Raw genomic sequence first — 13,909 nt, 5'->3', positions numbered from 1 at the left:
ATTAAAACATACAAAGATGATAGAGCTTAAAAATATAGAGAAGTATTACGCGAATAAAGGAGTAAAAAGTTATATCCTGCGCCATGTGACGACGAGCATTAAACAGGGTGAATTTATTTCGATCATGGGACCGTCGGGTGCAGGAAAATCTACCCTTCTGAATATCCTGGGGATGCTGGAAGAGCCAACTTATGGGGCCTATGAATTTATGGGGGAGGACGTGGTTTCCCTGAATGAGCGGAAACGGATTGAGCTGTACCGGAACCATATTGGTTTTGTGTTTCAGGCATATCACCTCATCGATGAGATGACCGTTGCAGAGAATATTGAAGCCCCTTTACTTTATAAAAAAGTGAGCGGGCCAGAGCGTAAAAGCAGGGTGGCAGATGTTCTTGACCGTTTTAATATGGTCGCTAAAAAGGACCTGTTTCCCAATCAGCTTTCCGGCGGACAACAGCAGTTGGTGGGGATCGCCAGAGCTTTAGTGGCACAACCCTCCATTATCCTGGCAGATGAACCAACAGGGAACCTGCAATCTCCACAGGCTCTTCAAATTATGGAGTTGTTTAAGAAACTGAATGAGGAAGAGAATATTACCATCATTCAGGTGACACATTCGGAAGTCAATGCAGCTTATGGAAGCCGGATCTTGCATTTGCTGGACGGAGTGATCAAGGAAGACCTTGCCGTACCGCAGGGCGTGTAGGGGATTTTTAATCAACATCAACCATTAGAATTAAAATGTATATTCTCAATTTAAAGATTGCTTTAAGGAATCTGTTAAGGAATAAAACGGCATCTCTGATCAATATCAGTGGTCTGGCAATTGGCTTGGCTGCTTGTCTGATGCTGTTGCTGTATGTTTCTTACGAGTGGAATTACGATAAAGGCTTTAAAAATGCAGACCGTATTCATCAGGTGATGTTTAATTTTTATGGAGCTGATAAAAATATCAGGGCTACCGGCGACCAGTCGCCGAATACGATTGCGGGAGCGTTGAAGGAAGAGATGCCTGAAGTGGAACACATCAGCAGAATCTTATGGCCGGTGAAACGTTTATTGGCAGATGGAAAGAATTCTTTTAAAGTAGAAGGACGTTATGCGGACCCGGAAATCTTAAAGATTTTTGATTTTCAGGTCCTTTATGGAAATCTGGATCATGCCCTCAATGACGCGAATTCCATCGTGTTGACTGCCAGTACTGCGCAACGTTTGTTTGGACGTATGGACGTGTTGAATAAAGTACTCCGCTTTGAGAATCAGGTTGATCTGAAAGTGACTGCAGTAATCAAAGACCTGCCTCCAAATGTGAGTTATAATTTTGATTGTCTGAATTCCTGGAAGCTCTTCGAACAGCTGAATAGCTGGGTGGTGGACCCAAATTGGCATAACTATTCCTTTTATACTTTGGTGACCTTTAAACAGGGAACCGACATTCCTGCTTTTAATGAGAAGATAAAGAACATGAGCCGAAAACATGCGGCCAGTGTCTCCACCGATTCAGAGCCCTTTGTTTACCCTTTGGCAGACCTTCATCTTTATGGAAGGTTTATTAACGGTAAACCTGCAGGGGGGCAGATCGAGCAATTGAGGATCTTTACTATATTGGCATTGAGTATTTTGATCATTGCCTGCATCAATTTTATGAACCTTTCTACCGCAAGGTCACAGAAAAGGGCAAAAGAAGTAGGGATAAAAAAGACAATCGGGGCATCAAGAAAATCCCTGATTTCCCAGTTTCTTATGGAATCACTGATGCTGACTTTTGTAAGTGTCGTTATAGCGGTTGTATTGGTGGAGCTTTGCCTGCCCAAATTCAATCATTTGCTGGATATTAAACTGAAAATCGCTTATGCTCATCCTTTAAATTGGCTGGGCGTAATTGCACTGATCTTTTTTACCGGAATTCTCGCCGGAAGTTATCCTGCCTTTTTCCTTTCTTCTTTTAACCCGGTACAGACTTTAAAGAAAACGGTGAAACTCAAAAGCAGCTTTTCTTTGAATTTCAGACAAATACTGGTGATCGTTCAGTTTAGCTTTGCTGTGATTCTGATCGTTGCTACCCTGATCATTTATGAGCAATTGCAGTACCTCAAAAATAAGCCATTGGGCTACCAGACAAAGGCATTGGTGGAGATGCCCCATGAAGGTAATCTGTATCTGAAGTACGACCTTTTGAAGGAAAGGCTGTTGTCTTCCGGCGCTGTCAGCGCGATGTGTCATTCTTCAGGAAGTATTTCACAGCAAAATTCCAACAGTACCGGGATGGAGTGGCAGGGGATGTCTGAAGCAGATAAGAAGATGTCTGTGAACCAGATTTATACTGGTTATGATTTTGTGAAAACAAACGGGGTTGAACTTTTGGAGGGTAGGGATTTTAAAAAAGGCCTGGCTTCAGATAGTGTTGCTGTAATGTTAAGCGAGTCCGCAATAAAACGGATGGGGCTGGTTAACCCTGTTGGGAAAGATGTGATATTTCAGGGGGTTAAAAGAACTATAGTTGGTGTTTTTAAAGACATCATCTGGGGATCGTTGACTACAAAAGAGAAACCGATGATTATTGCTTTTAATCAGGAAAACAGTGATGTAATTACGATGCGGTTAAATACGGAAAAAGACCTTAAAGAGAACCTGGAAACGATTGGCCGGATCACCCGGGAGATCAATCCTGATTTTCCGATAGATATCCGGTTCCTGGACCAGCTTGTTGCAGAGAAGATGAAGAATGAAGCGACCTTAGGGCTGTTGTCGAATCTGTTTGGAGGCCTTGCGATATTTATTTCCTGCCTGGGCTTGTTTGGCTTATCTGCTTTCAGCGCAGAACAGCGCACAAAGGAAATCGGGGTCCGTAAAGTCCTGGGCGCTTCGGTATCGGGAATCGTGCAGTTATTGTCCGTTAATTTTGTGAAAACAGTTTTGATCGCCCTCTTTGTTGCGATGCCGGTTGCCTACCTGCTGATGAAGAAATGGCTGGATAAATTTGACTACCATATTTCCATAGGCTGGCAGGTATTCCTGATCACGGGGGTATCAACGGTGATGATTGCCTTTCTGACGGTGAGCTGGCAGGCCTATCGCGCTGCAAAATCAAATCCTGTGGATGCATTAAAGTACGAGTAGCTTATCTTTGTAAAATGCAGCGCAGTTTTACAGATCAGCTTAACCGTACGATAAACATCAGTTATCCGCCAAAAAGAATCATTTCTCTGGTTCCCTCTCAAACAGAACTGCTGTTTGATCTGGGGCTGGATGCGGAGCTGATTGGAATTACTAAATTTTGTGTTCATCCGGAATCAAAATTTAAGGAAAAGACCAAAATAGGAGGGACGAAGAAATTAAACCTGGACCTGATCCGAAGCTTAAAGCCTGACCTCATCATTGGCAATAAAGAAGAAAATGAGCAAGCGCAGATCGAATCGCTTATGGAAGAGTTTCCGGTTTGGATGAGCGATATTTATGACCTGGAAGATGCGAAGAAAACCATCAGTCAAATCGGGGCCCTGGTAGACCGGGAACCAGAAGCAGCTTACCTGAATCATTTGATCAATGCGGGGTTTAATGACCTGCAAACCCTGGCGCTGCAAAATAACCTGAACAAAAGTGTGGCTTATCTGATCTGGAAAAACCCGTATATGTTTGCCGGAAGAAATACTTTTATCAACCATCTGCTGGCTGTAAACGGGCTTAATAATGTGGTCAAAGAAAGCCGCTATCCGGAAATAGACCTCGAAGACCTTCGCCTGTTGAAGCCGGAGCTGGTGTTTCTGTCTTCAGAACCTTATCCCTTTAAGGAAAAACACCTGGAAGAAATCAGGGCAGTCCTGCCGGAAGCGAAAGTGCTGCTGGTTGACGGCGAAATGTTTTCCTGGTACGGAAGCCGGCTGGTAAAGGCAGTTCAATATTTTTTCCAGTTTCAGAAGGAATTGTATTGAGTTTTGCCTGACTGAATGTCTGCAGCTGAGAAAAGAAAAAAAAGATTGAAATTTAAAGCGTATAAGATCAATATGTTAGCTTTAAACGCCGAAATTAATTGGAAAAGAGTTTTGAGATTTAGAAACAATATCTATCTTTGCAATCCAAAACAATGACATCCTAACTGCGGAAGTGGCGTAATTGGTAGCCGCACCAGACTTAGGATCTGGCGCTTCACGGCGTGGGGGTTCGAGTCCCTTCTTCCGCACAAAACTAAACCCGATCCATCCGATCGGGTTTTCTATTTTAAGTCTTTTTTATCCCGGAATAAAAGGTTGTATGCCCGAAATCGCGGTTCCTTATTCAGGGCTGATTTGCCGGTGTAACCATTGTAGATACACATTGCCATTTCCGGTATTTTTTTATATAGGTACTGCTGGACCATTCGTATAACTGGAAAGCCTGACCGTTGTAAGTCCCGGCACTTGTTCCCCGGCTGATGATGATGCCGGTGTTTCCATAAATTTTAGCAGTCATCTTGTCTGAATCCATTCTGTTGTGTATGAGTATTCCTGTTCTTACTGATTCCAGAAAGGCAGATTTAGTCGTGATGCCGTCGGAGCCGACAATGATCCAGTCTGGCGACATGAATTTAGAGATTTCATCCGCATCGTTGTTTTCCAGTGCTTTATTCCACTGTTTTTCAAATTGAATCAATTCTTCTTCTGTTTTCATTTTAGCTTGATTTAAAGTTAAAGAATGATGGTGAATTTCTATAAAAACAATGACAGTTGGATAAAGATCTGGTCCGAAATAAGGTTGTATAGACTTCGGGGTTGCTGAGGGGTTGACGTAGGGTTGACGAGGGGTTGGTAACGGTTGGTAAGGCCAGATACCTCAGCAACCCCTCGTCAACCCCTCAGCAACCCCTGTTCAGGGACGGAGGCTATTCAAATATAATACGATAAGTTTACAAGGGAAATCAAGGTTGTCTTTCCGGTTTGGGGTGTGTCGTCTCAGGTAAAGGCCAGATGGAAATCCCTTGTGTTAATCAAATACGCAGGGCTTTTAATAAAAATGCATAATATTTCAATTTTATTGGGATTTCTAAAAAACTATTCTATCTTTGCAATCCGAAATAAATAAATCCTAACTGCGGAAGTGGCGTAATTGGTAGCCGCACCAGACTTAGGATCTGGCGCTTCACGGCGTGGGGGTTCGAGTCCCTTCTTCCGCACAACAATTGAAAAACAGTCTCAAAAGGACTGTTTTTCTTTTATACCGCAAAATTCAGCTGGTCCTGAACGTGCAGAAATCAGCTTCTTTTTTTTAGTGTAGGTCCATGAGATTCAGACAATCTGCAGACATAATTTTTTAAATTATACACTTTGAAATCAACAAAAAAGAATATATTTGCGCCCTCGAAAGGGAAATTTGAGCGATGGATTGGAAGTCAATTCTTCCGCAATAAATTTCCTCCGCAACCCGGAGGATTTTTTGTATAAAGACACTAATAATTATTGATTCAGAAAGATGAACATTACACAGGAAAAAATTAACGACTTAAATGCAGTTGTAAAGATTAAGATTTCACCTGAAGATTATACTGAAAAGGTTGATAAATCTATAAGAGAGCAAGCTAAAAAAGCAAACCTTCCTGGTTTTCGTAAAGGAATGGTTCCTGCAGCACACATCAAGAAGATGTATGGCAGAAGCATTTTGGTGGAAGAAATCAATACCCTGTTGAGCGAAACATTAAGCAAACACCTTACTGATAATAAAGTAGAAATCCTTGGCCAGCCTTTACCGGTGATGGACGATACTAAAGAATTCAAATGGGACAATACAGATGAATTTGAGTTTGATTACGAATTAGGTCTTGCACCTGAGGTAGATGTGAAAATCACTGCCAAAGATAAATTCACTCAATTCAACGTTAAAGCAGACGAAGAAACTTTAGCTTCCCGTATCAAAAACATCAGAAGAAGCTATGGCAAAATGACAAACCCTGAAGTTTCGGCAGAAGATGACGTCCTTTATGCCGAATTAGCACAACTTTCTGCTGATGGTTCAATTTTTGAAGGTGGCATCAACAGTACAGGTTCTATTCGTTTAGATCAGGTAGCTGATAAAAAGATCTTAAAATCTTTAATCGGTTTAAAAAAGGATGATGTAGTTGAACTTGATGTTCAAAAAGCTTTTGATAAGAATGAGGTGATCATCGCCAAATTGTTAAACATTGCTGAAGAAGATGCAAAAGAATTACAATCGAAATTCCAGGTAACGGTTAAAAATGTAAACCGTTTAGAGGAATCTGATTTAAACCAGGAGTTCTTTGATAAATTATTTGGTGAAGGTGTAGTGACTGACGAAGCTGGTTTTACCGCTAAAATCACTGAGGAAGTTGAAAGCATGTTCAAACAGGATGCAGACCGCAAACTGCAGAACGACATGTACACTAAACTAATTGAAAGTGTGAAAATGGAATTGCCTGATGAGTTTTTACGTAAGTGGTTAAAAGCTACAAACGAAAAACTAACTGAGGCTGAGCTTGCAGAAGGATATGAAGATTTCGCTAAAAACCTTAAATGGACTTTAATCGAGAACAAACTGATTAAAGACAATAGCATCGAAATTAAATATGAGGATGTATTCGCAACTGCTAAACAACGTTTAGATGCACAGTTCAGAATGTACAGCCCAAGCCCGATGCCGGAAGATCAATTGGCGCAATACACAGCTACTTTCCTGAAAGAGAAAGACAATGCAAACCGCATTTTTGATGAAGTAAAAGCAATTAAAGTTTTTGAATATATTCAATCTGTTGCCACTTTAGACCAAAAAGAAATAGCTTATAATAAATTTATAGAATTGAAGTAATCCAGGGAAAACCCAATACTTTTAGTTTATAATTACAGATAAGGCGGCTTTATTAAGGCCGCCTTGTTTATATAAAGAGATTCGAGAATTTTACAATACCACAATAAATAACCAATTTAGTTTAATTAATTTGGTAAAATTGATAAGGAAAAAATAAATATACTGATGAAACCTGTGTAGCAAAACCTGCGAAGCAAGCTTCATCACAATTAAAAGAAAAATAGATATACTGATGAAAATAGACAAAGACGAATTTAGAAAATACGCAGTTAAACACCATCGTATTAATGGTTTAAACGTGGATCGTTTTATTGGTGCAACCAATAACTCTCCAAAAAGCATGACTCCTTACATCATTGAAGAGCGTCAGCTTAACGTGGCACAAATGGATGTGTTCTCGCGTTTAATGATGGACCGTATCATCTTTTTAGGTGATGCCATTTATGATGGTAACGCGAACATTATACAGGCTCAGTTGTTGTTTTTACAATCTACAGATAACAACAGAGATATTCAGATCTATATCAACTCACCAGGTGGTTCTGTATATGCAGGATTAGGTATCTATGATACCATGCAATACATCACACCAGATGTGGCTACGATCTGTACCGGTATGGCAGCTTCTATGGGAGCAGTATTATTGGTAGCAGGTGCTAAAGGAAAACGTGCCGCATTGCCACACTCACGTGTGATGATTCACCAACCTTCAGGTGGCGCGCAGGGAGTTGCTTCAGATATGGAGATCAACTTAAGAGAGATGCTGAAATTAAAGAAAGAATTGTATGACATCATTTCAAACCACTCCGGACAATCGTACGAATGGGTAGAGAAAGCTTCAGACCGTGATTACTGGATGAAAGCAGACGAGGCGAAAAGCTTTGGAATGATTGATGAAGTGCTGGGAGCGAATAACAAAGAAAATAATGGCTAAACAAAATAAAGAATCTCGTTGCTCTTTTTGTGGCTCAGGTAAGCAGGATACATTAATGCTTATTGAAGGTCTGGATGCCTACATTTGCGATAAATGTGTGACTCAGGCCAATCAACTCCTGGTACAGGAGCTTGGGAGTAAGAAAGCGAAATCTTTAGACTCTTCAGTTACCTTATTGAAACCTATGGAAATCAAAGCACATATTGACCAGTACGTAATTGGTCAGGATGATGCCAAGAAAGTCCTTTCTGTAGCGGTTTATAACCACTATAAGAGATTAGGTCAAAAGGTAAACCAGGAGGACGAAGTGGAGATTGAGAAATCGAACATCATGCTGGTAGGGGAAACCGGGACCGGAAAAACCTTATTGGCCAAGACGATCGCTAAGATCCTCCATGTTCCTTTCTGCATTTGCGATGCGACGGTACTGACCGAAGCTGGTTATGTAGGAGAAGATGTGGAGAGCATTCTGACCCGTCTGCTTCAGGCTGCGGATTATGATGTGGCTTCGGCAGAACGCGGAATCGTTTACATCGATGAGGTGGATAAAGTAGCGCGTAAAAGTGATAACCCTTCCATCACCAGAGATGTATCGGGAGAAGGCGTACAACAGGCCTTGCTGAAGATCTTAGAGGGAACGGTAGTAAATGTTCCACCTCAGGGCGGACGTAAACATCCTGATCAGAAAATGATCCCGGTAAATACGAATAATATCCTCTTCATCTGCGGTGGCGCATTTGATGGTATTGAACGTAAGATTGCGAACAGACTACGTACGCAGGCCGTTGGTTATAAAGTGAAAAAAGATGATGCGGAGCTTGATCTTAAAAACCTGTACAAATACATTACCCCTCAGGATTTAAAATCTTTTGGTTTGATCCCTGAGCTGATTGGTCGTGTACCGGTATTAACACATCTTAACCCGTTGGATAAACAGGCATTGCGCAATATCCTGACAGAACCTAAGAATTCTTTATTCCGTCAGTATGTGAAATTGTTTGAATTCGAAGGGGTGAAATTGGTTTTTGAAGACGAGGTATTGGATTTTATTGTCGACAAAGCAATGGAATACAAACTGGGAGCAAGGGGCTTACGCTCCATCTGCGAAGCGATTATGCTGGATGCCATGTTTGACATCCCTTCCGATCCGACCATAAAGGAGCTGAGCATTACGCTCGACTACGCGGTAGAGAAATTCGAAAAGGCCGACTTTAAAAAGTTAAAAGCAGCTTAAAAAATTTAATCCCCGTTTTACGGGGATTTTTTTTAACTTGTTATATCAGGATTTGTCCTGCTAAATCCTCCGGATTCCCCAGGAACCACCCTCTGATCTTCGATAGAGCGGAAGCTGTATAAAACAGCAACAATAATGAATAATAAAAAAGGAGAAAATATATGAATGAAGAATTAGAAGTAAACAAAGACGGAAATGAGAAAAAAGGAAAGAAAGCTAAAGAAGTAGAATCTCCGGTAAAATCAGGTTTAAAATCTAAAGCTGACATCGTTAAGAACTGGTTGCCAAGATATACAGGCCGGCCACTTGAGGAATTCGGACAATATATCCTGTTGACAAATTTCAGTAAATATGTTCAGATGTTCTCAGAATGGCATGACGATGCGCCTATCGTAGGTCTGGATAAACCAATGCAAAGTGTAACGGCTAACGGAATCACCATTATCAACTTTGGTATGGGAAGCCCGATGGCAGCAACGATGATGGACCTGCTTACTGCAATCAGTCCGAAAGCAGTATTGTTTCTTGGAAAATGTGGTGGATTGAAGAAGAAAAACCAACTTGGCGATCTGATCCTTCCTATCGCAGCAATCAGGGGAGAAGGTACCTCCAATGATTACTTCCCTGCTGAAGTGCCAGCATTACCGGCCTTCGCTTTACAAAAAGCAATCTCTACCACCATCCGTGACCATTCCAGAGATTACTGGACAGGAACTTGTTATACGACCAACCGCAGGGTTTGGGAGCACGATAAGAACTTTAAAAAATACCTGAAAAGCCTGCGCGCTATGGCGGTAGATATGGAAACTGCAACGATCTTTACCACAGGATTTGCGAATAAGATTCCAACAGGTGCATTGTTACTGGTTTCTGATCAGCCGATGATTCCTGAAGGTGTAAAAACCGCAGAAAGCGATAGCAATGTAACCAGCACGTATGTGGAAACACACTTGAAAATAGGAATAGATTCCTTAAAACAGTTGATTAATAATGGATTAACAGTGAAACATTTGCACTTTTAATCTTCATCTGCACTTTTAGGATAATCAAATTCTAATAAATTTCCGGTATGGTGGCTTAGTTGTTCCCATTTCTCAAATGGAAACTCCATAAGCACTGTACCACATGTAGGGACGTTATAGATATTCGCATTACTCAGGTAATTGGCGAAATCTGTAAGCCCTGGATTGTGACCAAACAAAGCCACCCTTTCGTATTTATCACTCAGCTTATTGACGATCTTTAACATGGCCGTTACATTGGCTTCATAGATGGAAGTTTCTTCCTGGATCTGGCTCAAAGGCTTGTTCCATACCTCTGCAAAATTTTTAGCGGTAGTGAGTGCACGTAAAGCCGGACTGCTGACCACCAGCTGCGGGACTAAATCTTTATGAAGAATCCGGGTTGCCATTTCCGGAGCATTTCTTAAGCCCCTGGAATTTAATGGCCTGTCGAAATCAGAAAGGTGGCTATTGCCCCATTCAGATTTTCCGTGCCGTACTAAGAGAAGTTGCTTCGCCATTATTGAGTTTATTTATTACACTATTAACAACAGTTGATTCGGCTAAATTGTTCATACAGGCGAAATCTCCCCGATAACAAGGAACATTTCCATAGACTGAACATGGTCTGCAGTAAAGGTCAACCTGAACCGCATCGGCAAGAGATTGTCCATAGCCTAAAAATCCGGCATAAGGATGGGTAGCGCCCCATACAGAAACTACAGGGATATTTTTTAAAGAAGCGAGGTGCATTCCTGAAGAATCCATGCTCAGCATGACATCCAGGTTGGAAATAAACTGCAATTCTTCCTCCAGTTTAATCTTTCTGACCAGGGAACGCACATTTTTGTGCTTTGAGGCCCAGCTGTCTGCGATTTCTTCTTCTTCGGGAGTTCCGCCAAGAATAAACAGCTGATGTCCCAGGTTGGCCAGCGCATAAACCACACCTTCCATTTTATGCAGGGGATAGACTTTTTGCAGGTGTTGGGCAAAGGGGCTTACTCCAATCCATTTTTCTGTTTTAGGAGGAAATATCTCCCGGTTCAGTACTGCCGGCAAAACCGGTTTTAAGGTATTGGAAAGGGGGAAAGGATAACCCAGTTTTTGAAACACCTCAGCATATCTTTCTACGGTTTGCTGAAGCGGGACAAAGACCTTGTCTTTTTTTCGGGTCAGCAGGGACTTTTCTTTTCTTCCTTTATTGATCGTTACCCGTTTCACACCCTGGAAGAAGAACAGTAAACTCAGGATCCTGCTTCTCAGATTTTGGTGAAGATCGGCTACGGCCGTGACTTTGTGTTTCCTTAACTCCAGAAAAAGCCTGATGATGCCGAAAAAACCTTTATGCCTTTTTGAAGGATCAAAAGGAATGAAGGTCAGGTTCTCTACGCCCTGGAAGAAAGGCCGGAAAAACTCCCGGCTGCTGAAAAGGATTTGTGTATCAGGGTAATGTTGATTGAACTCTTTTAAAATGGGGGCCGTCATGGCTACATCCCCCATTGCGGAGAAACGGATTACTAATATTTTAGCAGTTTCTTTAGGCATTAGTTATTTCGGGTTGTAGAGTACCGGATTAAGACTCGGGTCATTATACATTTTCATTTGTTTGTAAACCTTCATGTATTTTGCACCGCTCTTAATGTCAGCCATTAAGTCATCTAAGCTAGCAGAAAGATCGGTCTGTTGGTTTAACAGAATGTTAAGTTTAGCCGTACAATTCTGTTTATGCTCTTCAGAAGCATCGCTGCGCTGACTCTCTTCTCCCATATGATATACCTTTAAAGCAAGAATGGACAATCTGTCGATTACCCATGCCGGGCTTTCAGAATTGATCTTTGCCGTAGCTGAAGGGACGATATCTTTAAACTCTTCCAGGAAGTAACTGTCAATATATTCCACTACATCTGTACGTTCCTGATTGGAAGCATCTATGCGGCGTTTCCATTGCAAGCCCTCTACCGGGTTTATTTCAGGATTACGAACCACATCTTCCATATGCCATTGTACCGTATCAATCCAGCATTTCAAATAAAGCAGGTGTTCAATAGTGCTTATTTTGTAGGTATTGTGAATCGGTTGGTCAATGTTGTTGTGGAGGTGATAATCATTAATCGCGTCCTGAAATATTTTATTGCAAAGCTTACTAATCATGAATCAAAGGTAAGGATAACTATTTTTTATTGCTGAAGTATTCTGAGATATCTTGAAGTGACATGGCATTGAGACATTGTGCGGCGGTTAAGCTGCCTTTTCTTCCGATCAGGGTACCATAATGCATATCGTAAAATCCTTCCATGCGGTGTGCATCCGGATTGATGGAAAGCAATACGCCTTTTTCTAAGGCATAACGGTGCCAGCGCCAGTCCAGGTCTAAACGTAAAGGGTTGGCATTGATCTCTATTACGACCTGATTTGCCGCACAGGCATCGATTACTTTTGCAAAATCAATCGGATATCCTTTTCTGCTCAGTAACAATCTTCCGGTAGGATGGCCAAGGATGGTCGTATAAGGGTTCTCAATCGCTTTAATTAGTCGCGCTGTAGCCTTTTCTTCATCCATGCGTAGATTGCTGTGTACGGAAGCTACGACAAAGTCGAAGGTTTTCAGGATATCATCACTATAGTCCAGAGAACCGTCGTTTAAGATGTCGCTTTCAATTCCTTTGAAAATTTTGAATGGCGCGAGCTTCGCATTTAAAGCATCAATTTCCTGGTGCTGGGCATATAAGCGCTGTTCATTCAAGCCATTGGCATAAAATGCCGATTTAGAGTGGTCACAGATTCCAAAGTATTCCATTTTCAGGTTGTCTTTGCAATAAATAGCCATTTGTTCCAACGTATGCACACCATCGCTCCAGGTAGAGTGGTTATGCAAACTGCCTTTCAGGTCTTCATAAGTGATCAGTTCGGGCAGCTTGTTCTCTTTCGCCAGTTCAACCTCATTGAGCCCTTCGCGCAGCTCAGGAGCTACGAAAGCCAGACCTGCAGCTTTATAAATTGCCTGTTCATCTTCAAAAGGTCCGTTTCCTGCTAAGGCAAGAACTTCATTTACATGCTGTTCATTCCCGGTGAGCTTAAACCAGTTCAGGTAAAAATCTTCTTTTTGAACAAGGTGTAACTGTACTTTTAGTCCGGAGGTGGCGGTTGCAGCATAAGAACCATCAGCCTGTTCTTCGAAAGCGATCGTTTCAAATGAGGCAATTTTATCTTGAATTTCAGCAATCTGATCTGCGCCAATCAGGAAGGGAACATCTTCTATGATTTCCATACAACGACGGTATTCACCCGCAATTCCCAACAGGGGTTCTCCGCTGATGGCATTTAACCAAACGGCCAATTCGGAATATAGGGTATTTACCAAACTCTCCGCATGGGCATACAGGAATTTTCCCTGTCCGGCCATTCTGAATTCAATGATCTTTTTGATCTCGTCCTGGGTTTTTAAGCCGAAACCTTTGGCTTCAATAAGACGGTTTTCGTTGCAGGCATAATAGAGTTCCCCGATATTTTCAATACCAAGGTCTTTCCAGATGACGCCTATCTTTTTAGGGCCAATGCCTTTGATGCCCAGCATTTCTACGATACCTTCCGGAGTTTCAGCAATGATGTCTTTTAAATCAGCCATCGTTCCTGTTTCCAGCAACTCCCAGACCTTAGAAGAAATGCTCTTTCCGAGTCCGTCGATCTGTGCAATTTCTTCCAGACTTTTGCCCTGAACAGCATATGGCAGTTTATCTACTTTGAAAGCAGCATTCGCTACTGATTTAATTTTAAAAGGGTTCTCATTGTGCAATTCCATCAATTGAGAAAGCAGGCGCAAGTTGCGTGCAATGGTCTTATTTTCCATGGGAGGGCTAAATTAAATAAAAAGCCCCGGTTTTCCGATTATTTACAGCGGACATGTCCTTTCTGTTTTTTCTCGGGAACGCAAAAAGGTGTCTGAAAAAT

12 protein-coding genes and 2 tRNA genes are annotated in these 13,909 nt (G+C 41.7%); 9 read left to right on the top strand and 5 right to left on the bottom strand.

Translation table 11 applies throughout. From position 1 onward, the window contains the following. The first annotated feature begins 16 nt into the window (after positions 1 to 16). From DBR43_RS06540 to DBR43_RS06525, 4 genes are all read left to right on the top strand, one after another. Complete coding sequence (locus DBR43_RS06540) at positions 17 to 706, top strand: ABC transporter ATP-binding protein (RefSeq protein WP_124579036.1); 690 nt, start codon at positions 17 to 19, stop codon at positions 704 to 706. Between the two features lie 35 nt (positions 707 to 741). Further along, on the top strand, positions 742 to 3,120 hold the full coding sequence (locus tag DBR43_RS06535) for an ABC transporter permease (protein ID WP_124579034.1): 2,379 nt from the start codon (positions 742 to 744) through the stop codon (positions 3,118 to 3,120). 14 nt (positions 3,121 to 3,134) lie between these two features. After that, positions 3,135 to 3,932: a helical backbone metal receptor gene (locus DBR43_RS06530; RefSeq protein ID WP_124579032.1), complete on the top strand. Its 798-nt coding sequence runs from the start codon at positions 3,135 to 3,137 to the stop codon at positions 3,930 to 3,932. Between the two features lie 166 nt (positions 3,933 to 4,098). Further along, a tRNA-Leu gene (locus DBR43_RS06525) sits at positions 4,099 to 4,180 on the top strand. 95 nt (positions 4,181 to 4,275) lie between these two features. Here DBR43_RS06525 and DBR43_RS06520 read toward each other — a convergent pair. Continuing rightward, entirely contained in the window at positions 4,276 to 4,647 is a 372-nt protein-coding gene (locus tag DBR43_RS06520; RefSeq protein WP_124579030.1) for a nuclear transport factor 2 family protein, read from the bottom strand. Positions 4,648 to 5,067: 420 nt separating this feature from the next. Between DBR43_RS06520 and DBR43_RS06515 the strand changes: the two genes are divergently transcribed. From DBR43_RS06515 to DBR43_RS06495, 5 genes are all read left to right on the top strand, one after another. After that, a tRNA-Leu gene (locus DBR43_RS06515) sits at positions 5,068 to 5,149 on the top strand. Positions 5,150 to 5,445: 296 nt separating this feature from the next. Next, on the top strand, positions 5,446 to 6,792 hold the full coding sequence (tig, locus tag DBR43_RS06510) for a trigger factor (protein WP_124579028.1): 1,347 nt from the start codon (positions 5,446 to 5,448) through the stop codon (positions 6,790 to 6,792). A gap of 232 nt (positions 6,793 to 7,024) precedes the next feature. After that, positions 7,025 to 7,726, top strand: coding sequence for an ATP-dependent Clp endopeptidase proteolytic subunit ClpP (gene clpP, locus DBR43_RS06505; RefSeq protein WP_069380235.1), 702 nt, complete (start codon positions 7,025 to 7,027; stop codon positions 7,724 to 7,726). Further along, positions 7,719 to 8,960, top strand: a complete 1,242-nt coding sequence (gene clpX / locus DBR43_RS06500; RefSeq protein WP_124579026.1) for an ATP-dependent Clp protease ATP-binding subunit ClpX — start codon at positions 7,719 to 7,721, stop codon at positions 8,958 to 8,960. The genes clpP and clpX overlap by 8 nt, the downstream gene beginning before the upstream one ends. A gap of 161 nt (positions 8,961 to 9,121) precedes the next feature. Continuing rightward, positions 9,122 to 9,982, top strand: coding sequence for an AMP nucleosidase (locus tag DBR43_RS06495; RefSeq protein WP_124579024.1), 861 nt, complete (start codon positions 9,122 to 9,124; stop codon positions 9,980 to 9,982). Here DBR43_RS06495 and DBR43_RS06490 read toward each other — a convergent pair. Genes DBR43_RS06490 through DBR43_RS06475 form a run of 4 tightly spaced genes read right to left on the bottom strand, consistent with a single transcriptional unit; the run spans position 9,979 to position 13,808 of the window. After that, positions 9,979 to 10,482 (bottom strand): SixA phosphatase family protein, encoded by a 504-nt coding sequence (locus DBR43_RS06490; RefSeq protein ID WP_124579022.1) that lies wholly within the window; start codon positions 10,480 to 10,482, stop codon positions 9,979 to 9,981. The two genes, DBR43_RS06495 and DBR43_RS06490, sit on opposite strands and share 4 nt — an antisense overlap. Further along, positions 10,442 to 11,506 carry a glycosyltransferase family 9 protein gene (locus tag DBR43_RS06485; RefSeq protein WP_124579020.1) on the bottom strand — a complete coding sequence of 355 codons (1,065 nt, stop codon included), beginning with the start codon at positions 11,504 to 11,506 and terminating at the stop codon, positions 10,442 to 10,444. The genes DBR43_RS06490 and DBR43_RS06485 overlap by 41 nt, the downstream gene beginning before the upstream one ends. Before the next feature lie 3 nt (positions 11,507 to 11,509). Continuing rightward, complete coding sequence (locus DBR43_RS06480) at positions 11,510 to 12,112, bottom strand: DUF4254 domain-containing protein (protein ID WP_124579018.1); 603 nt, start codon at positions 12,110 to 12,112, stop codon at positions 11,510 to 11,512. Between the two features lie 19 nt (positions 12,113 to 12,131). Then, entirely contained in the window at positions 12,132 to 13,808 is a 1,677-nt protein-coding gene (locus DBR43_RS06475; RefSeq protein WP_124579015.1) for a DNA polymerase/3'-5' exonuclease PolX, read from the bottom strand. Positions 13,809 to 13,909: the final 101 nt, after the last annotated feature.

Origin of the sequence: Pedobacter sp. KBW06 (assembly GCF_003852525.1) — a bacterium.
Lineage (GTDB): Bacteria > Bacteroidota > Bacteroidia > Sphingobacteriales > Sphingobacteriaceae > Pedobacter.
Note: the sequence above shows the minus strand (reverse complement) of the source record. Positions and strands in the feature narration are given on the sequence as shown.

Excerpts from the sequence above, each read along its gene's own strand:
- DBR43_RS06540 (WP_124579036.1), top strand. The coding sequence starts at position 17 with ATGATAGAGCTTAAAAATATAGAGAAGTATTACGCGAATAAAGGAGTA.
- clpP (WP_069380235.1), top strand. The coding sequence starts at position 7,025 with ATGAAAATAGACAAAGACGAATTTAGAAAATACGCAGTTAAACACCAT.
- DBR43_RS06485 (WP_124579020.1), bottom strand. The coding sequence starts at position 11,506 with ATGCCTAAAGAAACTGCTAAAATATTAGTAATCCGTTTCTCCGCAATG.
- clpX (WP_124579026.1), top strand. The coding sequence starts at position 7,719 with ATGGCTAAACAAAATAAAGAATCTCGTTGCTCTTTTTGTGGCTCAGGT.
- tig (WP_124579028.1), top strand. The coding sequence starts at position 5,446 with ATGAACATTACACAGGAAAAAATTAACGACTTAAATGCAGTTGTAAAG.
- DBR43_RS06480 (WP_124579018.1), bottom strand. The coding sequence starts at position 12,112 with ATGATTAGTAAGCTTTGCAATAAAATATTTCAGGACGCGATTAATGAT.
- DBR43_RS06530 (WP_124579032.1), top strand. The coding sequence starts at position 3,135 with ATGCAGCGCAGTTTTACAGATCAGCTTAACCGTACGATAAACATCAGT.
- DBR43_RS06495 (WP_124579024.1), top strand. The coding sequence starts at position 9,122 with ATGAATGAAGAATTAGAAGTAAACAAAGACGGAAATGAGAAAAAAGGA.
- DBR43_RS06535 (WP_124579034.1), top strand. The coding sequence starts at position 742 with ATGTATATTCTCAATTTAAAGATTGCTTTAAGGAATCTGTTAAGGAAT.
- DBR43_RS06520 (WP_124579030.1), bottom strand. The coding sequence starts at position 4,647 with ATGAAAACAGAAGAAGAATTGATTCAATTTGAAAAACAGTGGAATAAA.
- DBR43_RS06475 (WP_124579015.1), bottom strand. The coding sequence starts at position 13,808 with ATGGAAAATAAGACCATTGCACGCAACTTGCGCCTGCTTTCTCAATTG.
- DBR43_RS06490 (WP_124579022.1), bottom strand. The coding sequence starts at position 10,482 with ATGGCGAAGCAACTTCTCTTAGTACGGCACGGAAAATCTGAATGGGGC.